The sequence below is a fragment of the Neptunitalea chrysea genome (assembly GCF_027924145.1).
Taxonomy (GTDB): domain Bacteria; phylum Bacteroidota; class Bacteroidia; order Flavobacteriales; family Flavobacteriaceae; genus Neptunitalea; species Neptunitalea chrysea.
Genome location: NZ_BRVP01000014.1, coordinates 93,637 through 119,207, shown reverse-complemented (window position 1 = coordinate 119,207; position 25,571 = coordinate 93,637). Strand labels below are relative to the sequence as shown.

Here is a 25,571-nt window from a genome sequence, read left to right as displayed (position 1 = left end):
AGTATTTGTAGGCAGAATACCAATTAAATCTATTTGAATATCATAATATTAGGCTTGAAACTCCTATGAGAACAAACCAGCATAACTATAGAGAACAGCCGTACGTTTTCAAGAAATCCAGAAAACGTATTGAAACATTATTTTCTCAGCTCTGTGACCAATTTATGATTCGAAGGAATTATGCTAAATCTTTTGAGGGGTTCAAAAATAGAATCTTATCCAAGATTACAGCAATGACAGTCATTCAATATATAAACATATTTGAATTCAACAGAAATATCAATAATCTAAAAATCAATATTGCTTAAATGCACAACGGGTAGTATTAACAATTAATTTATTACTTATGAAAAAAATAGTATTTATGTTAGGAGTTTTCACTGCCTTTGCTTTTACAGTTAAACCTCAAGAACAAATGGATCGAAAAAAAGGTAGTATAGAATGTGCTACCGAAGCATGGGAAAAAGCAGATGAGATTTGCGATGAATCCCCTTCAGGTTGTACCAGTTATGAATATTATATTCATACCGATATTGCTTATGGCATGTGTATGTTCGCGGTTGATGAGATAGCTTATTAAGTCAACGAAGTTTAATAAAATATGCTCTGGGAAATTTCCCAGAGCATTAAAAACTAGTAATATGAAAAGAATAATTATATCCTACATGATGGTGTTATTTGGGCTAAGTGTAAGTTTTGCCCAGCAAAAATACAAGGCAGTTTACACCATGCAAGTAGACAAAGAAAGGATGGAGCATTTTATGAAAGAAGGATCTGATAACCGATATATAAACGCCATCTATAAATCCTCTAATGGAGCTCAATTTTCCTTGACTTTTGACACAGCCAACGCACTTTTTCAGCTAAATGACAAATTGAATGTTCATGAAATGAAGGCAAAACTGGTGAGTGGCTTTTTAGTTTTTTTTCATTTAAGCGGAACTATTTATTCAGATTTGGATAAGGGGAAAAGTTATCAATTACGAGAGGCAGGTTCAGCAACTCATTTGTTAGCCCTTCCTTTAGAAGGCATTAATTGGAACATTATTACCGAAAGTAAAATGCATGGTAAATATAAGGTATATAAGGCTACTGCTATTTTAAAAGAAAAACGTAATTTACACTTAACCGCTTGGTTTTGTAAAGATGTACCAACCAAATTTGGACCGGGTGTGTATGCCGGGCTTCCTGGTTTAATTATGGATCTAACGGGGGATCAGCAAACGAAAGGAGGTTTAAAATTTAATTTAAAATTAGATACGCTTACTAAAGTTAATGAAGATATTACCATTCCTTTTGATACGTATAAGGTATGTAATCAGCAAGAATCAGATGAAATATATGGAAAGCTTATTGATAATGGTAGACCTTAATAATGCAACATCTTATTTTTTTAAAAGGCTTTTATAAAGGGGTTTTATTTGTTATCATACTTTTTTTTACCAGTGTATCATTATACGGTCAGGAAGAAATTTTGTTTAAAGGTACGGTTACAGATAATTTAGCCAATCCGCTTCCGTATACTAATGTTATAGTTTCACCCGAAGTGCCAAATGGTAAAGTGCGTTTTGGGATTTCTGATAATGAGGGGAAATTTAAAATTTCTGTACCTAAAGATAGCTTGTACATGGTAGAAATAACCCATTTGGGATTTCAAAAAATTACAGATACCATAAGCACCGGAAAAGAAATTACAAAATCTTATGTTTTGCTTGAAAACACGACAGCTTTAGAAGCTGTGGTGATAGAGCAAAAAATACCTATGCTGGTTAAAGAAGATACCATTGTGTACCGAGTAGATAACTTTGTTACAGGAAAGGAACATAAATTAAGAGAGGTGTTAAAAACATTGCCGGGTGTTGAAGTTGATAAATTGGGTAATGTTACAGTGAATGGAAAAAAGGTAACTAAGCTATTGGTGGAGGGTAACACTTTTTTTACAGGTGATAGTAAGCTGGCTGTTAACAACATACCTGCTGATGCCGTTGCCGAAGTTGAGGTACTTGATAATTACAATGAGGTGAGTTTTTTAAAAGGACTGAGTGATAGTGATGAAATGGCGCTTAATGTTAAACTTAAGGAAGGAAAAAAGAACTTTGTATTTGGCGATATTCATACCGGAGTTGGTTATAAAGAGCGGTATTTATTAAATCCAGCGTTGTTTTATTACAGTAAAAAATTTACTGCCAACGTTATTGGCGATGTTAATAATATTGGTGCAAAATCGTTTACATTGTCTGATTATATTGAGTTTGAAGGAGGCTATGCCAAACTTTTGGATAGACCGAAGGAATACCGAGAGATGCTTTCTGCGGAATTTGTTGGGTTCTTAAAGAATGAGGATTTTACTTCGCAACAGAATAATTTTGGGGCTGCCAGTATTTCTTCTGCTTTAGGTAAAAAAGCAAGACTTGAAGTTTTTTCTATTAATAACAAAACAAAGGAAACTACTTTATATGAAAAGGGATTAACCTATATTAGTACGGATAACATAGTTGAGAACAGAACTAATTCCGAAGATAATAGGTCAGTCTTTGGTTTGCATAAAATAAAGGTATCATATACTCCTAATTTAGATACAGATATACGAAGCACCACAATTATTAAAAATTCTAATGCAGATGGGGTGCAAAAACTAATTTCGTATGTAACAGATAGTACATTTACCCGTTCAGAAAGTAAACCAAAGGGAATCACGTTTCAACAAAACGTAACCTATAATAAGCAACTTTCTTTTAAGCATACACTTTCTACAGGGGTTTTACTAAATTATCTAACGCATGAAAAAACGAGTGATTGGCAATTTAGTATGCCTGTATTAAATTCGTTAATTCCGTTTGAATACGATGATGATTCTTATAATTTAGTGCAAAATCAACGCCTTCATAGCTTTAAGTTACAAGCAGATATAAAGGAGTATTGGGAGCTTTCTAATTTTCATCATCTCTATCCAAATGCAGGAATAAAACTAATTTCCGATACCTACACAACAGAAGATGCTCAGGTACTAGCCGATGGAAGTATATTGAATTTTCAGGAATCAGGATTTAATAATGATACAGAATTTAAGTTATTTGATACCTATGCGGGAATTGAATACAAAGTTAAAATAGGAGATTTGATTATGAAATCGGGGATCACCTATCATAACTACGATTGGGAATTATGGCAGCAGCATGAAAATAGTGTAAACAAGTCAAAAGGGGTATTATTACCCAGTTTTAACTTAGACTATAAAATTTCGCATTCAGAGAAGTTGCACCTAACCTATACATTATTATCTAATTTCTCAGCAATTCGTAATTACGCTACCCGTTATAGGTTGGTTAATTTTAATAGTGTGTACCAGGGGAATGAAGATTTAGAAAATGAAATGTATCATTATACCCGAGTAAGGTATTCTTTGTTTGATATGTATAAGGGACTTTTTGGGAGCTTAAGCTTTAGTGCAAAAAACAATGTTAGAGCCATAAGAAATACTTCCCAAATAACTGGAATAGAGGTGGTACAGACCGCTAATTATAGTGATTTACCTGAAAACAGTTATAATTTTATGGGTAGTATCTCAAAGAATATATCTAAATACAGGTTTGGATTAAGTTTAAATACCAATTTTAGCAATTTTACCCGATTGGTTAATACTACTAAAACAGACTACCGAATGCAGAATTATTCCTATACAGCAAGGGTTTTTTCGAGATATAAAAAGGGGCTTAATTTTCAACTGGGGTGGAATCAGCGCTTCTATAGACTGTTGACTGAGGATACTGAGAATAATGTTACTCAAATAAACCCATCTGGTATGGTGGAATATATTTTTTTAAGTGATTTTAATGCAAAGTTGGAGTATAAATATACCCGTTATCAGAATAAAAATTACAATAGTGTAACAGATTTTTCGAATGGTGATTTTTCAGTTGCCTATGCTAAAGAGGATAGCTTATGGAGTTTTGAAATAGGAGTAACTAATTTGTTTGAAACTAATTTTAAGCGTGACATAGATTATTCGGACTATGTGATTACCGATACCAAAACATTCATAATGCCTAGAATAGTAATGTTAAAAGTAAATTACAAGTTGTAACTTATTGTATGGTCAATTAAAGATAAAGCCAAAGGGTGCCAAAATTTTTAAAGCATTAAAAACTAGTAATATGAAAAAAGCACTTATATCTATCTTTTAGCTTTATATAGTTTATGTATAAGCTGTAATCAACATCAAAGCCAGCATCAAGTTCAATATCAAGGGAAGGCATTGTATACCATTCAAGTAGATAAGGAAAGGTTGGCGCATTATCTAACCGAAGGATCGGATAACAGCTATATAAACGCCATCTATAAGTTCTCTAACGGAGCTCAATTTTCATTACTACTTGATACAGATAGGTCTGTTTTTCGATTCAATAGCAAACCAGATGATCATGAAATAAAAGCAAAAGGTGTTAGTGCATTCTTAATTTTTTTTCATTTAAGTGGAACTATTTATTCAGATCTGGATAAGGGGAAAAGTTATCAACTTAAAGAAGCAGGTTCGGCAACTCATTTGTTAGCCCTTCCTTTAGAAGGCATTAATTGGAACATTACTACCGAAAGTAAAATGCATGGTAAATATAAGGTATATAAGGCTACTGCTATTTTAAAAGAAAAACGTAATTTACACTTAACCGCTTGGTTTTGTAGAGATGTACCAACCAAATTTGGACCAGGTGTGTATGCCGGGCTTCCTGGTTTAATTATGGACCTAACAGGGGATCAGCAAACGAAAGGAGTATTAAAATTTAATTTAAAATTAGAGACCCTTACCAAAGGCAACCAAGATATTACTATTCCTTTTGATACGTATAAGGTATATAATCAGCAAGAATCAGATGAAATTTACAGAAAGCTTAATGGAAATGCCAGACCTTAATAAGGCCTATTATAATGTAACATTACACGCTCAACGAGGTAGGTACTAGCTTAATATACTGGCACAAATACCTAATCCTACTATTAGGTAAATACCTGCTGCAATAAACAATTTTTTGGCTATAATTTTCTTCTTCTTCAGTATTGCAAATCCAATAATGACCATGATGATGGCTGGAGACATCATTACAAGGGTTACTGTTAGTATAAATATACCTAAATTTTCCATATCTTTAAGTGAATAAGGTAATTAAAATTAGCTATTTTTCAGAAATTAATCCTTCTAAAATGGTACGTTTCTCATCTCTGTAAAAAAGATTCATGGTTTCAAAAGGAATAATTTTATAATCTTTGTTTACAATGTGTACGCACGATTTTTTAATGGCTCTTACATCAAAATTATAGGCATCTATAAACTGCATGATAATAACACGAAATAAATTATCATATCCCAGATTAGGAGCATCAATTTGTGGCAAGCAGCACATAATAGATTGTAAATTCTCTTGTGCACATTCAACTGAGTTACCGGTACTAAAAAGTTCAATCATTTTACCATGCAGATGCTCATCTTGCTCGTATACAATGGTATTTTTGCTATTATCTAACAAATCGGTCGGGTTTACATAGCGTGTCAACGGAAGCACTTCATCACCTAATTTTAAAGCATACCCCATCACCAATGCATCGGGGTTACAAGGTACAGGTATTAAATCATCGGTGTTAAAAACACTGGTTTGTTCCAATATTTTTCGGCGTACTTCTGTGAGTGTAATACGGTCGGTTTGGGTATTAAAGTTGTCTAACCTACCTGCAATTTGTGTAGGCTGAATGGTAACTCCTCTTACACATTTTTGTTGCAAGCCAAAGTCTATTACTTTACCAATTTCGTGGTCGTTTAGCCCTTTTTGCAAAGTAACAACTAAGGTGGTTGATAGGTTTACCTTATTAAGGTTTTCAAGCGCTTTCATACGGGTATCGTATAAGTCTGCACCTCGTAGTTCTTGCAATACGCTATTTTCAAAAGAATCAAATTGCAAGTAGATTTCAAAGTCGGGAGAATAGCTCTTTAAGCGTTTCGTAAACTCAAGGTCTTTAGCAATTTTAATACCGTTGGTATTTAACATTAAATGGCGTATTGGCAACGACTTCGCATAATCTAATATTTCAAAAAACTGTGGGTGTATGGTTGGTTCGCCACCACTAATTTGTACCACATCGGGTTCCTTTTCATTGGCTACCACTACATCCAGCATTTTTTTAATTTCTTCCAGTGTACGGTGTCTTCCGTAATTGGGAGATGAACCCGCATAACACGTAGGGCAGGTAAGGTTACAACGGTCGGTTACCTCTACAATCGTTAAGCACGAATGCTGTTCATGGTCAGGGCATAAGCCACAATCGTACGGACAACCATAATGCGTTTTGGTGTTAAATGTATACGGCATTTCAGAGGGCTTGTTATAGTTTCTGATGTTTTTATAATAGGGTACATCATCGGCTATAAGAATTTTAGAGGCCCCATGTTCCGGGCATCTTTTAAGCATGTATACGTTGTCGTTTTCAAAAACTATTTTAGCGTCAACGCGTTTTAAACATTCTGGGCACAGGCTTAATGTAAAGTCATAGTACGTGTATTTTCTTACCGGCATAAGTAACTAATTTTATGATGGTTTTATAATAATATTGATAGCAAATAACACATAACCATTGTATAGAACTGAGCCCTGCCACAAAAAATACATTGGGCTTTAAAAATTCTATACATAACCTAAAACCAAAATACGCTAACATAAATAGTTTAAAAATGGTTCCGTTTGGTAATGTATATGTTTTAAGTAATCGTTTTAAAAAGATGAATAGACATAGTAAAAATACCAGTTCATATAGGGCTAACGGATGTCTGTTAACTCCATCACCCAGATTCATTCCTAAGAAAAAGGAGGTAGGTTTTCCGTAGGTAAACTCATTAGTCCCTTTTAAAAAGCAACCTATTCTACCAATAAATATGCCTACAATAATGGGAAGTGTAAACAAATCACCCGAGGATTGTTTTTCACCAATCATTTTCTTGGCTATTTCAACTCCCAACAATCCGCCAAACAAACCTCCCATTATGGTTTTCGCATTTAGTAGTAGCATCATGTTCTCTTTCGTGAGTTTAAAAATCGGATTCTCTAAAATTCCAACAATGCGCGACCCTAAAAAAGCACCCAAAGTGGCACCTATAATAATAGAGAGTCGGTTGGTGCTGGTAATATCATCTCTTTGATTTTTACGCAAGTACACATAATACCGGAAGCCTACAAAAAAGGCTACATATTCTAGTATCCAGTGAATGTTGATATGAATACCAAATAGGGATGGCTCAAAAGGTATATGCAATGGTTACGGTTGAAAAATAGTGCAATTATATACGTTAAAACTACAAAAAATTGAATTTAGTATAAATGTTTTAATTTTGCAGCTTAAATAGAATACATTTTGGTAAAAATAGGAAACATAGAGTTAGGAGAATTTCCGTTGTTGTTAGCACCAATGGAAGATGTGAGTGATCCGCCATTTCGCAGGCTGTGTAAAATGCATGGGGCAGATATGCTATACTCAGAGTTTATTTCTTCTGAAGGGTTGATACGTGATGCGATTAAGAGCAAAATGAAGCTGGATATTTTTGATTACGAGCGCCCTGTGGGTATTCAGATATTTGGTGGGGATGAGGAGGCTATGGCGATGTCTGCCAAAATTGTTGAAACCGTAAAGCCCGATGTATTAGATATTAATTTTGGGTGCCCGGTAAAAAAGGTGGTTACCAAAGGAGCCGGAGCAGGTGTATTGAAGGATGTAGATTTAATGATACGTCTTACTAAGGCAGTGATTGATAGCACTAGTTTACCGGTAACCGTAAAGACACGTTTGGGTTGGGATGATAGTTCTATTAATATAGATGAAGTTGCCGAGCGTTTACAAGATGTGGGTGTAAAAGCCTTAAGTATACATGGTAGAACCCGAGCTCAGTTGTATAAAGGTGAAGCCGACTGGACACATATTGCTCGTGTAAAAGAGAACCCTCGTATTACCATGCCTATTTTTGGTAACGGAGATATAGACACTCCTGAAAAAGCATTGGAGTACCGAAATAAGTATGGAGTTGATGGTATTATGATAGGGAGAGCTGCCATTGGATACCCTTGGATATTTAATGAAGTTAAGCACTTTTTTAAAACCGGTGAGCATCTAGATCCGCCTACCATAGCAGATAGAGTAGAGGCGGCTAAAAACCACCTTATCTGGTCTACGGAATGGAAAGGAGAGCGTTTGGGTATTATGGAAATGCGTAGACACTATACCAATTACTTTAAGGGTATTCCACATTTTAAAGAGTATCGTCAAAAATTGGTGACCAATGATAATTTAGAAGAGTTATATGGTGTTTTTGATGCTATTCTTGAAAATTTTAAGAATGTAATAAAGGCTTAGTCATTTTTTACTCAATAATTGAGATTAAATGCTTTGTGGGCTTGCCCCGAAGTAGGTTAGTACTTAAAAGTGCTATAGCTGTTTTTGATTTTTGTTATAATTTTAAAGCAACCTTCTCTATGAATTGTCATCTATAAATAATAATAGATAAACATTAAAAATCTTATTCATGAATAAACTATTTGTATTGTTAATTACTTTATGTACATTTTGTAAACTGCAAGCACAGAATCAAGATGAATCTAATTATTTTGGAAATAATGAAATAAAATTAAACGTATTATATACCTTAATTGGTTTGCCTGAAGTAACTTATGAACGAATACTTGATGAAGAGTCGGCTATAGGTATTTCTATTGCAACTGCTATAGATGAAGACATCACTTTAAAATTTATAGCATCTCCTTATTACCGTGTTTATTTTGGGAAAAAAAGGGCTGCTGGTTTCTTTTTAGAAGGGAATGTATCTTTTCTCAGTATTGAGGATGATTTAGAATATGATAGCCTTCTTATGGGAACTTTTTATAAAGAAGAGAACAAATTGGGTTATGGAGTAGGTATAGCTGTGGGAGGTAAATTTATGACGCGTTCTAATTGGGTAGCAGAGCTATACACAGGTGTTGGTAGAAATTTTGTGGATAGTGAAAATTATCAATTTTACCCTAGAGCTGGTATTACTATAGGAAAAAGGTTTTAAGTATACGTTATACGTAATTCTAAAAAATGGTTGTGATTTTTAAAATCACAACCATTTTTTGTTTATATCAATATTTTTTACACTTTTAATTAGATAATTCGTATTTTAACACAAAAATATTTTACAAATGATTAAAAAAGTAGTTTCCGGAGTTCATGAGGCTTTAGAAGGTGTTACCGACGGAATGACCCTTATGTTAGGAGGGTTTGGTTTGTGCGGTATACCCGAAAATTGCATTGCTCATTTGGTAACCTTAAATATAAAAGGACTTACATGTATTTCTAATAATGCTGGTGTAGATGATTTTGGACTGGGATTATTGCTTCAGAAACGACAAATACGTAAGATGATTTCTTCTTATGTAGGGGAGAATGATGAATTTGAAAGACAAATGTTAAGTGGAGAGCTAGAGGTAGAATTAACCCCTCAAGGTACGTTAGCTGAAAAATGTAGAGCTGCAAAAGCAGGTATTCCGGCATTCTTTACGCCCGCAGGATATGGTACTGAGGTAGCTAAGGGTAAAGAAACTAGAGAGTTTAACGGGAAAATGTATTTAATGGAAGAAGCTTATAAGGCAGATTTCGCTTTTGTAAAAGCTTGGAAGGGAGATGAGGCTGGTAACTTAATTTTTAAAGGAACCGCCCGAAATTTTAATCCGTGTATGTGTGGGGCTGCTAAGGTAACAGTAGTTGAGGTAGAAGAATTAGTGCCCGCAGGAAGTTTAGATCCTAACCAAATACATGTACCAGGTATATTTGTAAATAGAATTTTTAAGGGTGAAACCTACGAGAAACGAATAGAGAAACGTACGGTTAGAACAAAATAGCTTAGTATCCATTTTAATGATAAAAAGATGTTAGATAAAAACGGTATAGCAAAACGCATAGCAAAAGAAGTACAAGACGGTTATTATGTAAATCTTGGCATTGGTATACCTACGTTGGTAGCCAACTTTGTTAGGGAAGATATTTCGGTAGAATTTCAAAGTGAAAATGGGGTATTAGGTATGGGCCCTTTTCCGTTTGAAGGGGAAGAAGATGCAGATATTATAAATGCGGGTAAGCAAACGATTACTACCTTACCTGGGGCAAGTTTTTTTGATTCGGCTACCAGTTTTGGTATGATTAGAGGAAAGCATGTAGACCTAACTATTTTAGGAGCCATGGAAGTTTCTGAAAATGGCGATATAGCCAACTGGAAAATACCCGGCAAAATGGTAAAAGGTATGGGAGGTGCTATGGATTTGGTTGCCTCTGCAGAAAATATAATTGTTGCTATGATGCATACCAATAGAGCAGGAGAATCTAAACTATTAAAAAATTGTACGCTACCACTTACGGGAGTAGAATGCGTAAAAAAAATAGTAACTAATTTGGCAGTATTAGAGGTAACCAATGAAGGTTTCTTGTTATTAGAAAGAGCACCCGGAGTTACCGTAGAAGAAATACAAAAAGCAACCGAAGGAAACTTAATAATTAAAGGGGATGTACCCGAAATGATACTTTAAAAAAGAAAGAAAAAGACTGGCTAAAAAATATGTTTGTTAGAGCGATTAAGTACAAGTAAAAGCTCTTTATTTATGGCCAGTCTTTTCTGCTATTAACTAACGTAAGACGAAGCGACTTCTTTATGTTGAGTGTTTAAAGTTTTTGGGATAAGGGATAAAATTTTAGCAGTATTTTGTCTGCTATTCAAATAATGCGCTTCGTCTAAATCGGTTCTTCCATAAGAAGGAATCATATCTTGAATTTTAGTTTTCCATTCACTATCAAATTGTTCAGGAAAACATCTTTGAATAAGACCAATCATAATAGAAACTGCGGTTGAAGCACCTGGAGATGCACCTAACAATCCAGCAATAGAGCCATCTTGTGCACATACAATCTCGGTACCAAATTTAAGGGCACCGCCTTTTCCGTCTTTTTGAATAACCTGAACACGTTGTCCGGCTAATTCTTCATCCCAGTCTTCTGCTTTTGCATCTGGGAAATAATCTCTTAAGGTAGCAATTTTATCTTCTTTAGATTGTCTTACCTGATCTATTAAATATTTGGTTAATGGAACATTATGAGCTCCAGCAGATATCATAGGAATGATATTGTCTTTTCTCATAGATCCCATAAAATCCCAATAAGATCCGTTTTTAAGGAATTTTGTAGAAAAACCTGCAAAAGGACCAAAAAGTAACGTGGTTTTACCATTAATTCTTCTGGTATCTAAGTGAGGTACAGACATTGGTGGAGCGCCTATTTTAGCTTTACCATATACTTTTGCCTGATGCTGTTCTACTACCTCAGGGTTGTTACATACCAACCATTCACCACTCACAGGGAAACCACCATAGCCTTTAGCCTCTTTAATATTAGATTTTTCTAAAAGTGTAATGGCTTTACCTCCGGCACCAATAAATACAAAGTTGGCTTTTTTGGTAAATTTCTTTTTGGTAGTAAGGTTTTTAACCTTTAATTCCCAAGACCCATCGGTTTGTTTTGCAAGGTCTTTTATTTCATGAGCAATATGAAGTTCTATATCGTTATTAAACATTAAGTTTAATAAAATTTTTCTAGTAAGTTCACCGTAATTAACATCGGTACCAGACTCCATTCGGGTGGCAGCAACAGGCTCGCCCGGCTTACGATCTTTCATCACTAAAGGAATCCATTTCGCAATTTGTTCCGGATCTTCCGAATATTCCATGTCTTTAAATAACGGATGCGTTGTAATGGTTTCCCATCGTGTCCTTAAGAAGTTAACATCATCTTTACCCCAAACAAAACTTAAGTGAGGTGTTGCAGAAATAAAATCTTCAGCATTATCAATTAAATTGTTTTTAATAAGATAAGACCAAAATTCTCTGGAAAGTTCAAAAGAACTGGCAACATCTATGGCTTTTTTAATATCTATTGAACCATCTTCATTTTGTGGAGTGTAGTTAAGTTCACAAAAACCGGCATGTCCGGTTCCGGCATTATTCATAGCATTCGAGCTTTCACCAGAAATTACATCTAATTTTTCGTAAACAGTAATCGCAAGAGTCGGATATAATTTTTTAAGTAGTACAGCAAGCGTTGCACTCATAATTCCGGCTCCTATTAATACAACTTCTTGAGTTTCAGGAACAGAATTCTTACGCATGTTATTAATATTTAGGTAGCACAAATGTATAACATTACGACTTAAAGAATTATAAAATTTTTATTAAAAAATGATAAATGTTAGTTTTTCAACAAAAATTATGAACGAAAACGTTTTTTTATTGCATTTTCTTTAGGGATTGCGTCGATTAGGTTGTAAGTATATTCTGATTTTGGATGCGAATAAATAAAATCTGCGTCTCCTAGTTCTTCTATTTTACCTTTGTTCATTACAATGAGTTGATCGCTCATGTATTTTACAACGGCTAAATCATGCGAAATAAATATATAAGTAAAACCAAAATTTTCTTTTAGTTCGTTTAGTAAATTGAGTACTTGTGCCTGTACCGAAATATCTAAAGCCGAGACCGATTCGTCACAAATAATAAGTTTGGGTTGTAATGCTATGGTACGGGCAATACCAATACGTTGACGTTGCCCTCCTGAAAATTCATGAGGATAGCGGTTGTAATGAGAAGCATCTAACCCTACCCGTTCTAATAATTCAAGTACTTTTTCTTTACGTTCTGTATCATCTTTGTAAAGTTTGTGTACTTTCATGGGTTCTAAAATAGCGTTGCCAACACTTATTCTAGGGTTTAGAGAAGAATACGGATCTTGAAAAATAAGCTGAATTTCTTTACGTAGTTTTCGAACCTCTTTAGTAGCTAATTGGGTAATATCGGTTCCTCTGTATACAATACTACCTGCAGTAGCTTTATCTAATTGTAAAATGGCATTTCCTAAGGTAGATTTTCCGCAACCACTTTCACCCACCAAACCAATGGTTTCTCCTTCATACACATTGAAAGAAACATTGTTTACTGCTTTAAATGTATTGTTTTTGCCAAAAATTGAAGTATGTGTTATGTATTCTTTCTCTACATTTTTAACTTCCAGAATGGGTGGTTTACTGTAGAGTTGTGTATGTTGTTCAGTTCTTTTTTCAGAGGTTATTTCTTGGGTGCTGGTAGTATTATTTAAAAAGTCAGAGATTGTGGGTAATTTTGCCAGTCTCACCTCTAATGAAGGTCTAGAGGCTAAAAGTGCCTTGGTATACGTATGTTGCGGGGTATTAAATATGGTATTGGTGGTGCCTTGTTCTACAATTTCTCCCTTGTACATGACCAATACCTTATCTGCAATTTCTGAAACCAGCGTAAGATCGTGTGAAATGAATAGAATACTCATTTTGGTCTGCTCTTGTAATTGCTTTAAAAGTTTAATGATTTCCTTTTGTACGGTAACATCCAAGGCCGTAGTAGGTTCATCGGCAATGAGTAATTTGGGTTTACAGGCAATAGCCATGGCTATCATTACCCGCTGTTTTTGTCCGCCAGAAATTTGGTGCGGATATTTATGAAACAACACTGAGGGTTCTGGTAGCTGTACCTTTTCAAACAGGGCGATTACTTTTGCTTTCATCTCTTTTTTGGTGAGGGAGGTATGCTGTTGCAAAATTTCCATGACCTGTTTTCCGCATTTCATAGACGGATTTAAAGAGGACATAGGTTCCTGAAAAATCATGGAAATTTGATTTCCTCGAATGTCCTGAAAAGCTTTTTCAGATAATCCGTTTAATTCTTGTTCCTGAAATTGGATGTTTCCGTTGGTAATGGCACTAATTTTTTTGGGAAGCAACCCCATAAGAGCCAAAGACGAAACCGATTTACCGCTGCCCGATTCACCTACAATACCTACAATTTCATTAGCTCCTACTTCATAGGAGATGCCATGAATAACATTGGTAAACTCGTTTTCTTTTTTAAACGCAACAGATAAATTGGTAACCTTTAACATAGGCTAAAGATAGGGAAATGCTTTAATAAGCTTCATTGCACCTTATAAAATTGTTATTAATTGTATGATATAATGATTTATTAAATAGCAATTAATTGTAACATAAGTACTATTTTGCATACCTATGCAAAAAATAGTATAAGATGACATTTTCTCAGTGGTTGGTATTTATACTGGTAATACAGGTAATCCATTTTTTAGCAACTTTTAAACTATACCAAAGAGCGGGCAGAAAAGCCTGGGAAGCAATTGTACCTATTTACAACGCGGTAATTTTAATGAAAATTATTAACCGCCCATGGTGGTGGGTATTGTTGTTATTTGTACCTATTATTAATTTGGTAATGATACCTGTTATATGGGTAGAAACTATTAGAAGTTTTGGTAAAAACAGTACTAAGGAAACTTGGTTAGTAGTACTTACCCTTGGTTTTTATATATTTTATGTTAGCTATGTAACTAATGATGCTTACATTAAAGACCGAAGTTTAAAACCAAAAAATGTCTTAGGAGAGTGGACCAACTCTATTGTGTTTGCGGTTGTAGCCGCTACTTTTGTGCACATCTACATTATGCAGCCGTTTGTGATACCTTCGTCATCTTTAGAAAAAACATTGTTGGTAGGCGATTTATTATTTGTGAGTAAGTTTCATTACGGAGCAAGGGTACCTATGACTATGGTATCGGCACCTTTTGTACATGACACACTACCATTGGTAAAATTGAAGTCGTATTTATTTGACGACAGATATGAGGAACGTAACACCTCTATCTGGAACAAGTTTCAATTACCTTATATGCGTTTACCTGGTTTACAAGATATAGCGCGTAACGATATTGTGGTGTTTAACCAGCCGGCAGATACGTTACTGGATATGAATGATTTTCATCCAGATAGAAATTATTATAAGCCTATAGATAAAAAGACCAACTTAGTAAAACGTTGTGTGGCTATTGCAGGTGATAGTTTAGAAATAAGAGAAGGGTATGTATATATAAACGGAAAACGTACAGTATTGCCAGAGCGTGCCAAGCCACAATATATATTTAAGGTAGATACAGATGGCCAGCAGATCCCTTATGAAATGTTGGTAGAACGCTATGGGTATAGAGAAGGAGGTTTTAATGGAAAAGAGTATACGCTAGTATTGACAGATAAAGAAGCCGAACTTATTAAAAGCCATCCGGCAGTTAAGAGTGTTACTAAAATGCTGACGCCTAAAGGAGTTAAAGATGCTGTTTTCCCATATATTGATTCATTGGATTGGAATATGGATAATTTTGGTCCTATTTACATACCTAAAAAAGGAGATGAACTGAAAATTACAAGAGCAAATCTTCCATTTTATAAGCGTTTGATTGCTGAGTATGAAAATAATAATTTATCGGTTGCTGGAGATGATATTTATATTAATGGTAAACAAACCGATACGTATACAGTAAAGCAAAATTACTATTGGATGATGGGCGATAACCGTCACCGATCTCTAGATGCACGTAAGTGGGGGTATGTACCTTTTGATCACGTGGTTGGTAAACCGGTGTTTATTTGGATGAGTTATGAGAGCAACGCCAGTGGTATTAAGAATAAGATACGTTGGGATAGGTTATTTACTACGGTTGGTGGAGATGGTCAGCCGAAGTCCTATTTTTGGTATGCAGTTGTAGTGGGGGTATTACTGTATTTTGGATCTAAATTTTATAAGAAGAAAAAAGGATAATAATTAGACCTACTATTAGGTATTAAGAGAGTTTAACTTTTATAAAAGTTAAACTCTTTTTTTTACTCAATAATTGAGATTAAATGCTTCGAGACTTGTCTTGAAATAGATATGCAATGCTTACTAAATGCTTTGTGAGCTTGCCCCTAAGCGTTTACCGCTTTTTTTAGAAAGTCTTAGTGCTTAGCATACCATTTTTGTTTTAAAGTTATAATGGTTCGTACAGCTTGTTTGTTAGGATCATTTTTATAAAACTCAGATATCCAATTAAGATAGTTTAATTGAGGTATAAAGGTATACCCTATTTTTTCACTGAATTTCTTGTAATGCTCTTCTAAATACTCCGGGTTTTTTAGCATGTCACGGGCATTGGTTTGGTAGCCTTCAAAGATAGACAGCATACCATTATACATAGAAGGGATTACTACAGTACCATGGTCGTATTGGTGAAACACCTCATGTTTCCAACGTACGTTTTCAGGGTTGTATTTTTCTAATACCTTTTTAAAATCCATGTTGGGAAGCGTCATGTTTGTAACATCATCTGGTGAATTATTATGGTGTGCTAACACCATGTACAAACTTGTTTTTTTAGTAATAGTATGGTTAGCAAATATACGATCTGCTTTTTTAAGCATTGATTGGTTGTCCCACCATAAACTAGGATCTAATGCCAGATAGGCATTAAAAGGTGCATCTTCTAAAAATGCATTTACCACTGCCAAACCACCAAAGGAATGACCAACTAATATGTGATAATCTTCGGTTCTGTAGTTGGCCTTAATGTAGGGTAATAATTCAGTATTGATGTATTTTAAAAAAGCTTCATTACCGCCACCATCAGCAAACATAGGTTGTTCATTTCCAGAATGGTCTATACCTTCAATTTTAGAAGGTGTAAGATCGCGGGTTCTATGTGTGTTTTCTATACCTACCACAATCATTTTTGGGATAGAAGCATGCGGATCTTTACTTAAGTTTTTTTGTATACCCACATAGCTTTCAAAATACATTTCACTATCTAACAGCACTACTATTGGGTAGTTTTGCTGCGGATATTTTTCGTAATCGTCAGGTAAATGAATATTAAGGGTGCGCTCTTCGTTAAGTACCGCAGAGTGGTGTTGTATTGTAAACCCAACCAAAATAGCATCGGTTTGTGCAAAACTGCACAAACCAATGAACAAACTAGTTAATATTATAAAATGTCTCAAACTATTGCCTTTTTTTTTCTTTTGTTTGCCCCACCATACTATAAATCCGGTTATAGGTAAACTTGTGGCTACAATACCAGCCAAAAAGGTAAGCAGCTTACCAAGTTGCCCCCACCATTGTCCCATGTGTAATTGCCAAACCGTATTTTCGGTTTTTTCATGGGTAAGGGTTTCCGGTTTAATAGTAATTTTTTCACCCGTGTACTTATTATAGGCGGTTACATCATCTTTTTCAATACTCTTTAAACCTGGTTTACCGGTGGTAAAGGTAAATGAACCCACTTTTTCTGATTGGTATACCCTAATAGAAGCCGCTTCTTTTTCAGGATATTCCTCTTCAAGAGTTTTATAAGCAAAAGTAACCATATCTAGTTGTGTTTTGGTACTATCTGCTTTTGGTAGGTAGTGCATTAAACCAAGCTCATCACCGCCAGTAACTTTTACGGTAACATCCATTAAGGTATGAAAGAATATGATAAGTCCTGTTCCGCTTAAAATAACACATAATAGCAAAGAATAAAATCCAAAAACATTGTGCAAATCATAATTCAGACGCTTAAACTTAGCGCTCCATTTTACCGTAAAACTGGCTTTTCTTGTAGTCTTGTTCCATTTTTTTGGCCACCATAAAATAAGCCCAGTGATACTGCTTATAAAAAATATAATGGTAGATACTACCACAATCCAGCCACCTATAGGGCCTGCCAATAGTTGTGCATGTAGATGTGCCGTAATAAAGAAAAAATAAATGGTGGTATCTTCTTTAAGTATTTCCCCGGTATAAGGGTCTATGTACATCAATAACATTTTCACATTTTTACGATCAAAAATGCGAAGCCTCACACTACGTGTAGGGTCTTTGTAAAAAACAGCTTCTGATATACCGTAAAGTGAATTTTTTGCTAAAACACGTTCGTTAATTTCGGCATAGGTAAGGCGTGTATCTCCGGGGGTTACGTATTTGGCATCTCCTGCCGATAAATCCATAATCTCATCACCATAAACAATAATGGTACCTGTTAAACAAACAAATACCACTACAATACCCGATACAATACTAGGCCAAAGATGAATCCATGCTACAATTTTATTAAAGGTAGAAGACCCTTTTTTCTTCATGTGTTGTTTTTCTTTCATAGTGAATTGTTGGGAAGGTAAAGCTGTATACTTGAGTGAACAAAAAAAGAAGTTGACCCTTACGAGTCAACTTCATGTAATCGGAGATATTAGAACTTGTATGTGAAATTCACTACAAAATTTCTAGTTTTTTGAGGTTGAGCCCAGTAATTGGCAGCCCAATATTCTGTATTTCCAATATTGTTAAGTTTAAAACCAATACGGTATTTAGGTTTTTCAAAGAATACAGTTCCGTTAACAACAGTGTGTTCTGGAATGGTAAAAGTGTTAGCATCATCTAAATAAGAGTCTCCTACGTAGTTCCCACCTAGTCCAATACCAAAACCTTCTAAGTTACCAGACATAAATTTATAAGTAGTCCAGAAGTTAGCCACGTTATACGGAGTAGAGTAAGGTCTGTTACCTTCTACATTCTCGTCAGCTTTTGTGTAGCGACTTTCGTTATAACCGTATCCTGCAATAATGTTCCATCCAGCAATTGGGTTGGCAATTACTTCAAGGTCTACACCTTTACTATTACGGGTACCATCTTGTACGGCATTGTAAACTCCAATGTTATTTGCATCCGGTACACTGCGTACAATATTTCTAACCTTAATGTCATAGTAACTAGCGGTGAAACTCAATTTGTTATCAAATAAATCGGCTTTAATACCTCCTTCCCATTGCGTTGCGTGTTCAGGTTTATATGTTTGAGTTGAGTTATTGGCTGTTTCCTCGGGAGTTACGTTAGAAAAACCATCCATAAAGTTACCAAAAGCGGTTAATTCATCTTTAATAATTTCATAGGTAGCACCAAATTTTGGAGATAGAGAAGTCTGGTCAAAATCAGTTGTTTTATCAATAAAGTGGTCTACACGTAGGGCAGCCATAATATTTAAACGGTCTGCAATGGTTAACACATCAGAAAAATAAGCACTATAGGTTTCTTGTTCACGTTTTACACTTGCATACGGATCGTTTTCTCCCAAAGTAGCTAAATACGATTGGTAGTTAATATCAACTTCAGGATCATCAGGTGTAATAATATCATATACAAAACGTGTTCTTTTATCTTTAGTAGTTAGGTAGAAATAGTCTAAACCAACTAATAATTTGTTCTCTACGTTCCCAAAATTCATGGTACCTGTAAAGTTTTGTTGTACCTGTGTGCTATTAAAATTACTTTCAATATTCATAGGCATTCTACGTACCTGACTATTATCTAAAAATGTTAAGAATAAGTAGTTGGCACTATTGTCTGTATTGGCAGTAGAGATGTTGGTTTGCGATGTCCAGTTATCAGATAATTTATATTCTGCCTGAGCAAATACGTTGAAAACATCGGCCTCACTTTGTAGTTGGTCACTACCGTACGAGTAGTCAAAATCATAATCCAACCCGTCAAAGCTGGTTGCAGTTACCCCACTACTAATACCAAAATAATTGCTAGGTCTATTGGTATGGTATAGTTCTGCTTCAATATTTAAGGTTAAACGGTCACTAGCCAAATACGTTAAGCTTGGCATTACCGCATAATTTTTTTGGTGTCCGTAGTTCTGAAAACTTTTCTCGTTGTGTTTAGCAGCATTAATTCTAAACAAAACTGTTTTCTCTTCGTTTAACGGAGCGTTTAAATCTGCTGTAATTCTAGACAATCCGAAGCTACCTAAATAGTAAGCTACTTCACCTTTCATAGTGCTGAACGGTTTTTTAGTTACCTTGTTTACAAGCCCACCATAAGAAGTTAAGGTAGAACCAAATAAGGTTGCAGATGGCCCTTTTATAATTTCTAAGCTTTCTACGTTAGCCATATCGGCAGTAGTTACAAAGTTGGTAGCCATACCGTTACGCATGTTAACGCTGGTACTAAATCCTCTTAAGTATAAAGAGAGTCCAACCCCACCAGAACCAACACTTCCTACAATATTACTTGCTCCGGGCGCAGATTGTAGTGCACTGTTTACATCGGCTACCATTTGGTCTACCAAAACTTGTTTGGTAATCACTGAATATACCTGTGGGTTTTGCATATATGTAATTGGCATTCTAGATACCATTTTACTTTCTTTTTTGCTGTATTTGTTTTGGTTAGCTTCAACAACAACCTCGTTTAACACTTCATTTTGCTCTTTAAGTGTAAAGTTTAATACCAGCTCGGTATTATCGGTAACAATCATTTTTTTGGTTTGAGTTTCTAAACCAACATAGGCTACTTTAAGGCTGTACGTACCATCGGGTACACCGCTAATAAAAAAGTATCCTTTGGCATCGGTAGTAGTACCTAAAGCAGTTCCTTCTATAGAAATATTTGCCTGAACTACCGGATTTCCGTAACTATCGGTTACATGCCCTGAAACCGAATTGGTAAGATGTTTCCTAAAAGAAGTTGAGGTTTTCTGCGTAGTTGCATTACTAAATTGTGGAGTAGTTAATACAAGGGCTAAAAGAGTACAGGTTAACGTGAGGTGTAACTCTTTTATGTGTTGCGGAAATTTCATTTTATAATTTGTTTAATTTTCCCGCAAATATAAATACTTATTTAGATTTAATAAAAATAAAGAAACGAAATATGCTATGCTATTTATAATTTTTGTAAACAACAATGTTTACATAGTACAATTGTTATATTGCTAAGGATTTTATAGGTAATCTTTTAAAATGTTTTTTGAATATGGTTCCGTTTTTAAAGAAGTATAGAACCACCATTTTATACGGTGTTAGCTTGGCAGCCCTTCTTTTTTTGTTGAAGTGGCTAGAGTTGCGCTTTATTATTTTTCATCATCATTTTGAAATTTACATTGGTTTTATGGCAGTTATTTTTACCGGACTAGGTATCTGGATTGCCGGAAAATTGACTAAACCAAAAGTAGAGACTCGCGTAGTTGAAAAAGAAGTTTACATTATACCAAAGGAAACCTTTACCATCAATACACAACAATTAGAGACTCTTGAAATTACTAAGCGTGAATTGGAGATTTTACAATTCATGGCATTAGGACATACCAATCAGGAAATAGCTTCGGAATTATTTGTATCTGTAAGTACCGTAAAATCGCATAATCAGAACTTATTTGCTAAATTAGAGGTACAACGACGTACGCAAGCCGTAGGGAAGGCAAAACGATTAGGGCTTGTACCCTAACTCATACTTTGGTACTAAAAAGGGGAAATTTTGTAAAAATGGCCAAAAGTATGAGATGAAGATTTGGTAAATGCTTTACTATTGCTGCGTTTTAAAAACTTATTACAATGAAAAAAATTACACTTACGTACGGACTTATTGCGGGTGCAATTGTTGCAGCACCTATGTTATTAATAGCAAATTATGTTACCAATTCCGATGGAGCTATTGACTTTCACAATTCCATGCTTATTGGTTATGCTTCTATGCTTTTAGCCTTTTCTATGGTATTTGTGGGTATTAGAAATTATAGAAATAACTATAACAATGGAGTTATAGGTTTTGGTAAGGCTTTTACCATTGGGGGCATTATTGTATTAATTGCCTCTACTATTTACGTTGGTACCTGGCTGATAGATTATTTTTATTTTGTACCCGATTTTGCTGAGGTATATGCTAAGGCAACTATAGCCGATTTAAAGGCTAATGGGGCTACACAAGCAGAAATTGATCTCCAGATACAAGAGATGGCTAGCTTTGCCGAAATGTATAAGAATCCGTTTTATAATGCTATGATTACGTATATGGAAATACTGCCTGTTGGATTGGTAGTTACCCTTATTAGTTCCCTTATTTTAAAGAAGAAAGCAACAAACTAAATTAGTTAGGAATACAGTAGGTTTATAAGTAGTTTAGGGTTTACAATATAACCAATCATTAAAATACATATAAACCTATTGCTTTTTGTAGTATCATCTATTCTAGTATTCTTAAAGTTTGAAAATTAGTTAATTTAAGCGCTAAGAGTGGAATATTTAATTATCAAATATTTTATTCTGTTTTCACTTACACATGCAAAATCTCATCATCGTTTAACAACTCTTCATTTCTAAAGCGTAGAAAAATTTGTGCAACGGCAATGGTATCTTTTTCGCAATAGGTGATAATACGATCTATATTTTTTTCTTCGTAAAAAACAGCACGTACCTCGCTACCATCTATATCGTCTTTAGGAGAAGGAATACCCAAAATATGGGTAAGCAATTTTAAGGAAGTATAGTTTTTAAAATCGCCAAACTTCCAGAGTTCCATGGTATCTAAATGGGGTACTTCCCAAGGTTTTTTACCAAACAGATTCAGCTTATAAGGTATTTGTATGCCATGTATTATCATACGTCGGGCAATGTACGGAAAGTCGAACTCTTTCCCATTATGCGCACAAAGCAATTGTTGCGGATGCTGGTAATGGGTGTCTAACAGGTTTTTAAAATCTAATAATAACTGTTTTTCTTCCCCGTAAAAGGTAGTTACCCTAAAAGAGCGGGTGTCTCCTTTTAACACAAAATACCCAACCGATATACAAATGATTTTACCAAACTCTGCCCAAATACCGGCGTTGTTATAAAACTCTTCTGCTGAAAACTCCTCTTTACGCTGGTAGGCCGATTTTAGCTCCCATAATTTTTGGGTAGTAGCATCCAGCTCGTCAAAGTTTTCTACTTCGGGCACGGTTTCAATATCAAGAAAAAGGATTTTATCTAAGCTAATTCGCTGTAGCATGTTCCATCATTTTATAGGCCTCGTCTATATAGCCGTAGGTATCTGCTGTAAACGGATCTCCAGGATATAAACGTTCTTCAGGGCGTGTATGTCCAAGCCTTACAATAATAACATTATCTTCTGGTTGTACAATAACATATTGCCCTAAATGCCCGCGTAACATAAAAAAGTCTTTATTGCGGTGATGCATTAGCCATAGTCCATAACCATACTCCGGACTCTCTTTAAATCTGGCATGGGTAGATTTTAATACAAATGCCTTAGGTAAAATACGTTTGCCATTCCATACCCCGCCATCTTTGTATAGTTTCCCCATACGTGCAAAGTCACGGGCATTACTGGCAATACAACAGTAAGCCTTTTCCATGCCGTGTTCTTCGCTATCTACTTGCCAAAGGGCTTCATTTTCGGCACCCATAGGTTGCCAAAATTTTTCTTCAAAATTTTCAGCCAACGATTTTCCTGTGGCTTTTGCTATCACCATACCTAATAACTGGGTATTACCACTAAGGTAAATGTACTCTTTACCGGGTTCTGAAATTATAGGTATATCTAGCATTACGCTACGTAAATCCTTATCAAAATAGGCTTGGGTGGTTACACTAAACGGACTGTAATAGCTCTCGTCCCATTCCATACCCGATGCCATCGAAGATAAATCACCTACGGTAAGGTCTTTGGCATATTTCCCGGGTAAATCAGGAAAATATTTTACAACCGGTTCTTCTAAACTTTTTATATCTCCACTCATAATAGCATTTCCCAATAATGCAGAGACCATGGTTTTGGCCATAGAAAAGGAGTTGCTTTTACTATCTTTATCGTATCCGTCAAAATATTCTTCGTACCATAAACTATCATTTTTAATAATAAGGTAAGCCACACTTTTATTGTCTGTATTTAGTGTGTTTAGTTGGTCTGTAGCCTTTACCGTATTATAGTTGGTATGTATAGGCCAGGCCTCTGGGTGCGAACTTGCCGGAATGATGTGGTTGTCAAATTCTTTATAGTCTTCTAGAAAGGCAGTGGTATGACCATTAAAATAAATTGTTTTTACTGCGGTGAATAAATATCCGTATCCAAGGGCGTATAAAGCAATGCATCCTACCACTAGTAGAATGAATAGCCATTTAAAGAATTTTTTTATGAATTTCATTATTTGATAGATTATGCTTAAAAATAATGAAAAAATTTTAAAATAAAGACTGTTGTTTTACGGGATTTTCATGTTCGAGTAGCCATTTTTTTCTCCAAAGCCCACCTGCATAGCCTGTAAGAGAGCCGTCTGAGCCTATCACTCTATGGCATGGTACTACAATCCATAAGGGATTTTTACCGTTGGCTGCAGCCACAGCACGTATTGCTTTTATATCGCCAAGTGCTATAGATAGCTCTGCATACGAAGTAGTTTTTCCGTATGGAATTTTTAACAAAGCATCCCAAACCTTTTTTTGAAAGTGGGTTCCTTGCGGATTTAACAAACAGCTAAATTCATTCAGTGTTCCCTCAAAATACTGTTGTAACTGACTAACGCACGATTGTAAAACGACGGGTATTTGAGTAGATATATCAAGTTCCTCATCGTGCACTTTTATGTATTGAATTCCGTTATTATCACCTCCAATTTCGGTAGTGCCAAGAGGTGTTTTTATAAAAGTGATCTCAAGATTTTCCATTGTTTTCTTCTTCAATCATTCCTAATAATCTGGCACGGCGTTCCCAGTTTTTACGAGCCAGTTGTTGTAAGTCTTCTATAGAATCGCTCTCATCCATAATTTCTAAACCTAACAAGGTTTCAATCACATCTTCCTGCGTAACCAATCCGCTAACCGAACCGTATTCATCTATCACCAATGCCATATGGTTTTTACCTTGTATCAATTCCTCAAACAGTTCTGGTATGGGGCGGGTTCTGTTGGTAATAAGTATGGGGCGTCTTATATTTGCTAAGGTATTGTTTCCTTTACCATTAGCCAACGCTTCTAAGACATCGGTTTTTAAAACGAGTCCTTTAATATTGTCGCTATCCTCATGGTATACCGGAATACGAGAAAATCGAAGTGTTTTATTTTTTTGGTAAAAGTTTTCTATGGTATGGGTTTCATTGGCAATTTTCATTACCGTACGTGGGGTCATTACATCTTTGGCCAAAATATCATTAAAAGAGATAAGGTTTTTAATAATTTTAGATTCCGATTCCAAGAAAATGCCTTCTTTTTCGGCAATCTCAGCCATGGCACTAAAATCTTCTCTACTTACCATAGAGGCATGTCCGCTACCACCAATGAGTCGTGTAATACGTTGAGCCAACCATAAAATACCTGTATATTTTAATGGGAAAATCATTATTTGTAACGCTGTAGTTGTAAAACCTGCTAACTTTTTCCAGTTAGAGGCGCCTATAGTTTTAGGTATAATTTCTGAAACCACTAAGATTAAAAAGGTCATTACCGCCGATACAATTCCAACTGCGTTAGCACCATCACCAAAAATATGTTGGGCTTGCGAACCCACCAAAATGGCACCTACCGTATGGGCTACGGTATTAATGGTTAAAATACTTATGAGAGGTTTATCTATGTCGTTTTTAAGCTGTTCTAGTGAATGTGCATATGTTTTGCCTTCTTCCTTTTTTATTGAGATGAAAGTAGGCGTAATGCTTAGTAGTACGGCTTCTAAAATCGAACATAAAAAAGAAAAGAAAATAGATATTACCGCGTAAACTATTAGTAGTGCCATTAATTTTCTAAAAAAGTTATACTACTAAGTTAAGAAAATAGGTTAATTAGCCTCTTAAGGAAATGTAAAAAGAAATTGCCG

General features: G+C 35.1%; 22 protein-coding genes and 1 pseudogene. 12 read left to right on the top strand and 11 right to left on the bottom strand.

The window, feature by feature from the left end; translation table 11 throughout:
- Positions 1-11: 11 nt before the first annotated feature.
- From NBRC110019_RS11240 to NBRC110019_RS11220, 5 genes and pseudogenes are all read left to right on the top strand, one after another.
- Positions 12-308, top strand: a pseudogene (locus tag NBRC110019_RS11240) (transposase); the annotation flags it as partial.
- A 38-nt stretch (positions 309-346) separates the two neighbouring features.
- A complete protein-coding gene (locus NBRC110019_RS11235) occupies positions 347-580 on the top strand; it encodes a hypothetical protein (protein ID WP_281754897.1) in 234 nt (77 codons plus the stop codon).
- Positions 581-641: 61 nt separating this feature from the next.
- Complete coding sequence (locus NBRC110019_RS11230; RefSeq protein WP_281754896.1) at positions 642-1,373, top strand: GLPGLI family protein; 732 nt, start codon at positions 642-644, stop codon at positions 1,371-1,373.
- Positions 1,374-1,375: 2 nt separating this feature from the next.
- A complete protein-coding gene (locus NBRC110019_RS11225; RefSeq protein WP_281754895.1) occupies positions 1,376-4,084 on the top strand; it encodes a carboxypeptidase-like regulatory domain-containing protein in 2,709 nt (902 codons plus the stop codon).
- Positions 4,085-4,171: 87 nt separating this feature from the next.
- Positions 4,172-4,909: a GLPGLI family protein gene (locus NBRC110019_RS11220; RefSeq protein WP_281754902.1), complete on the top strand. Its 738-nt coding sequence runs from the start codon at positions 4,172-4,174 to the stop codon at positions 4,907-4,909.
- A gap of 45 nt (positions 4,910-4,954) precedes the next feature.
- Here the strand turns inward: NBRC110019_RS11220 and NBRC110019_RS11215 are convergent, their stop codons facing one another.
- From NBRC110019_RS11215 to NBRC110019_RS11205, 3 genes are read right to left on the bottom strand one after another with little or no spacing between them, the layout of a single operon-like run.
- On the bottom strand, positions 4,955-5,137 hold the full coding sequence (locus tag NBRC110019_RS11215) for a hypothetical protein (protein ID WP_281754894.1): 183 nt from the start codon (positions 5,135-5,137) through the stop codon (positions 4,955-4,957).
- Positions 5,138-5,168: 31 nt separating this feature from the next.
- Positions 5,169-6,560, bottom strand: coding sequence for a radical SAM protein (locus NBRC110019_RS11210; RefSeq protein WP_281754893.1), 1,392 nt, complete (start codon positions 6,558-6,560; stop codon positions 5,169-5,171).
- Entirely contained in the window at positions 6,532-7,293 is a 762-nt protein-coding gene (locus NBRC110019_RS11205) for a prolipoprotein diacylglyceryl transferase (RefSeq protein WP_281754892.1), read from the bottom strand. The genes NBRC110019_RS11210 and NBRC110019_RS11205 overlap by 29 nt, the downstream gene beginning before the upstream one ends.
- Positions 7,294-7,392: 99 nt before the next feature.
- Between NBRC110019_RS11205 and dusB the strand changes: the two genes are divergently transcribed.
- From dusB to NBRC110019_RS11185, 4 genes are all read left to right on the top strand, one after another.
- A complete protein-coding gene (gene dusB, locus NBRC110019_RS11200; RefSeq protein ID WP_281754891.1) occupies positions 7,393-8,385 on the top strand; it encodes a tRNA dihydrouridine synthase DusB in 993 nt (330 codons plus the stop codon).
- 169 nt (positions 8,386-8,554) lie between these two features.
- Positions 8,555-9,082 (top strand): DUF3575 domain-containing protein, encoded by a 528-nt coding sequence (locus NBRC110019_RS11195; RefSeq protein WP_281754890.1) that lies wholly within the window; start codon positions 8,555-8,557, stop codon positions 9,080-9,082.
- 127 nt (positions 9,083-9,209) lie between these two features.
- Positions 9,210-9,908, top strand: coding sequence for a CoA transferase subunit A (locus NBRC110019_RS11190; protein WP_281754889.1), 699 nt, complete (start codon positions 9,210-9,212; stop codon positions 9,906-9,908).
- Positions 9,909-9,935: 27 nt separating this feature from the next.
- The gene (locus NBRC110019_RS11185; RefSeq protein WP_281754888.1) at positions 9,936-10,589 is read left to right on the top strand and encodes a CoA transferase subunit B; all 654 of its coding nucleotides are present in this window, start codon (positions 9,936-9,938) and stop codon (positions 10,587-10,589) included.
- Between the two features lie 92 nt (positions 10,590-10,681).
- On the opposite strand, the gene mqo is transcribed toward NBRC110019_RS11185, so the two are convergent.
- Positions 10,682-12,241, bottom strand: a complete 1,560-nt coding sequence (mqo, locus tag NBRC110019_RS11180; protein ID WP_281754887.1) for a malate dehydrogenase (quinone) — start codon at positions 12,239-12,241, stop codon at positions 10,682-10,684.
- A gap of 74 nt (positions 12,242-12,315) precedes the next feature.
- Entirely contained in the window at positions 12,316-14,016 is a 1,701-nt protein-coding gene (locus NBRC110019_RS11175; RefSeq protein ID WP_281754886.1) for an ABC transporter ATP-binding protein, read from the bottom strand.
- 143 nt (positions 14,017-14,159) lie between these two features.
- Here NBRC110019_RS11175 and lepB point away from each other — a divergent pair, with 143 nt between their 5' ends.
- Positions 14,160-15,737, top strand: a complete 1,578-nt coding sequence (gene lepB, locus NBRC110019_RS11170) for a signal peptidase I (RefSeq protein WP_281754884.1) — start codon at positions 14,160-14,162, stop codon at positions 15,735-15,737.
- A 176-nt stretch (positions 15,738-15,913) separates the two neighbouring features.
- On the opposite strand, the gene NBRC110019_RS11165 is transcribed toward lepB, so the two are convergent.
- Positions 15,914-18,088 carry a PepSY domain-containing protein gene (locus NBRC110019_RS11165; RefSeq protein ID WP_281754882.1) on the bottom strand — a complete coding sequence of 725 codons (2,175 nt, stop codon included), beginning with the start codon at positions 18,086-18,088 and terminating at the stop codon, positions 15,914-15,916.
- A gap of 89 nt (positions 18,089-18,177) precedes the next feature.
- Positions 18,178-20,568: a TonB-dependent receptor gene (locus tag NBRC110019_RS11160; RefSeq protein WP_281754880.1), complete on the bottom strand. Its 2,391-nt coding sequence runs from the start codon at positions 20,566-20,568 to the stop codon at positions 18,178-18,180.
- 173 nt (positions 20,569-20,741) lie between these two features.
- Between NBRC110019_RS11160 and NBRC110019_RS11155 the strand changes: the two genes are divergently transcribed.
- Entirely contained in the window at positions 20,742-21,212 is a 471-nt protein-coding gene (locus NBRC110019_RS11155) for a response regulator transcription factor (protein WP_281754878.1), read from the top strand.
- Positions 21,213-21,319: 107 nt separating this feature from the next.
- Complete coding sequence (locus tag NBRC110019_RS11150; RefSeq protein WP_281754876.1) at positions 21,320-21,850, top strand: DUF4199 domain-containing protein; 531 nt, start codon at positions 21,320-21,322, stop codon at positions 21,848-21,850.
- 187 nt (positions 21,851-22,037) lie between these two features.
- Here the strand turns inward: NBRC110019_RS11150 and NBRC110019_RS11145 are convergent, their stop codons facing one another.
- Genes NBRC110019_RS11145 through NBRC110019_RS11130 form a run of 4 tightly spaced genes read right to left on the bottom strand, consistent with a single transcriptional unit; the run spans position 22,038 to position 25,490 of the window.
- A complete protein-coding gene (locus NBRC110019_RS11145) occupies positions 22,038-22,751 on the bottom strand; it encodes a 3'-5' exonuclease (protein WP_281754874.1) in 714 nt (237 codons plus the stop codon).
- The gene (locus tag NBRC110019_RS11140) at positions 22,735-23,907 is read right to left on the bottom strand and encodes a serine hydrolase domain-containing protein (protein WP_281754871.1); all 1,173 of its coding nucleotides are present in this window, start codon (positions 23,905-23,907) and stop codon (positions 22,735-22,737) included. The genes NBRC110019_RS11145 and NBRC110019_RS11140 overlap by 17 nt, the downstream gene beginning before the upstream one ends.
- Before the next feature lie 37 nt (positions 23,908-23,944).
- Positions 23,945-24,427 carry a methylated-DNA--[protein]-cysteine S-methyltransferase gene (locus NBRC110019_RS11135; protein WP_281754869.1) on the bottom strand — a complete coding sequence of 161 codons (483 nt, stop codon included), beginning with the start codon at positions 24,425-24,427 and terminating at the stop codon, positions 23,945-23,947.
- The gene (locus NBRC110019_RS11130) at positions 24,414-25,490 is read right to left on the bottom strand and encodes a CNNM domain-containing protein (RefSeq protein WP_281754867.1); all 1,077 of its coding nucleotides are present in this window, start codon (positions 25,488-25,490) and stop codon (positions 24,414-24,416) included. Before NBRC110019_RS11130 ends, NBRC110019_RS11135 begins: the two co-directional genes overlap by 14 nt.
- Positions 25,491-25,571: the final 81 nt, after the last annotated feature.

Coding starts and splice junctions, on each gene's coding strand:
- NBRC110019_RS11235 (WP_281754897.1), top strand. CDS start 347: ATGAAAAAAATAGTATTTATGTTAGGAGTTTTCACTGCCTTTGCTTTT.
- NBRC110019_RS11165 (WP_281754882.1), bottom strand. CDS start 18,088: ATGAAAGAAAAACAACACATGAAGAAAAAAGGGTCTTCTACCTTTAAT.
- NBRC110019_RS11160 (WP_281754880.1), bottom strand. CDS start 20,568: ATGAAATTTCCGCAACACATAAAAGAGTTACACCTCACGTTAACCTGT.
- NBRC110019_RS11135 (WP_281754869.1), bottom strand. CDS start 24,427: ATGGAAAATCTTGAGATCACTTTTATAAAAACACCTCTTGGCACTACC.
- NBRC110019_RS11130 (WP_281754867.1), bottom strand. CDS start 25,490: ATGGCACTACTAATAGTTTACGCGGTAATATCTATTTTCTTTTCTTTT.
- NBRC110019_RS11150 (WP_281754876.1), top strand. CDS start 21,320: ATGAAAAAAATTACACTTACGTACGGACTTATTGCGGGTGCAATTGTT.
- NBRC110019_RS11230 (WP_281754896.1), top strand. CDS start 642: ATGAAAAGAATAATTATATCCTACATGATGGTGTTATTTGGGCTAAGT.
- NBRC110019_RS11185 (WP_281754888.1), top strand. CDS start 9,936: ATGTTAGATAAAAACGGTATAGCAAAACGCATAGCAAAAGAAGTACAA.
- NBRC110019_RS11215 (WP_281754894.1), bottom strand. CDS start 5,137: ATGGAAAATTTAGGTATATTTATACTAACAGTAACCCTTGTAATGATG.
- NBRC110019_RS11195 (WP_281754890.1), top strand. CDS start 8,555: ATGAATAAACTATTTGTATTGTTAATTACTTTATGTACATTTTGTAAA.
- NBRC110019_RS11175 (WP_281754886.1), bottom strand. CDS start 14,016: ATGTTAAAGGTTACCAATTTATCTGTTGCGTTTAAAAAAGAAAACGAG.
- NBRC110019_RS11210 (WP_281754893.1), bottom strand. CDS start 6,560: ATGCCGGTAAGAAAATACACGTACTATGACTTTACATTAAGCCTGTGC.
- NBRC110019_RS11155 (WP_281754878.1), top strand. CDS start 20,742: ATGGTTCCGTTTTTAAAGAAGTATAGAACCACCATTTTATACGGTGTT.
- NBRC110019_RS11225 (WP_281754895.1), top strand. CDS start 1,376: ATGCAACATCTTATTTTTTTAAAAGGCTTTTATAAAGGGGTTTTATTT.
- NBRC110019_RS11190 (WP_281754889.1), top strand. CDS start 9,210: ATGATTAAAAAAGTAGTTTCCGGAGTTCATGAGGCTTTAGAAGGTGTT.
- lepB (WP_281754884.1), top strand. CDS start 14,160: ATGACATTTTCTCAGTGGTTGGTATTTATACTGGTAATACAGGTAATC.
- NBRC110019_RS11140 (WP_281754871.1), bottom strand. CDS start 23,907: ATGAAATTCATAAAAAAATTCTTTAAATGGCTATTCATTCTACTAGTG.
- NBRC110019_RS11145 (WP_281754874.1), bottom strand. CDS start 22,751: ATGCTACAGCGAATTAGCTTAGATAAAATCCTTTTTCTTGATATTGAA.